At 78.1% G+C, this 306-nt stretch carries 1 protein-coding gene; it reads right to left on the reverse strand.

Annotation, left to right across the window (positions count from 1 at the left end; all coding sequences use genetic code 11):
- Window positions 1-306, reverse strand: a 306-nt coding sequence (locus tag PUR71_RS00185) for a hypothetical protein (protein WP_329924241.1), incomplete at both ends; no start/stop codon positions are given.

Raw genomic sequence — 306 nt, forward strand, 5'->3', positions numbered from 1 at the left:
ATGGTGGCGGCGCCGGTGCCGGTGGCGGAGGCCGTGCGGCGACCGCCGGGCAGGAGGGCGCGGAACATCGTCGGCACCTCACCGCGCGGGCGGGCACCGGCGGCCATGCGGCCGGTCGCGACGTGGTACGGCTCGTCGTCGGCCATGGCGGCGTCGAGGAGCGCGCGGCCGTCCTCCTCGGCGAGGGGCGGGACTCCGGAGGCGTGGATGCGGTGCAGGTCGGTTTCGGAGAGCGTCCCCGTCATGCCGGCGGTCGGCATCCAGGCGCCCCAGCCGAGGGACTGGGCGGCGAGGCCCTGGTGGCGG

Source organism: Streptomyces sp. SP17BM10 (genome assembly GCF_036322405.1).
Lineage (GTDB): Bacteria > Actinomycetota > Actinomycetes > Streptomycetales > Streptomycetaceae > Kitasatospora.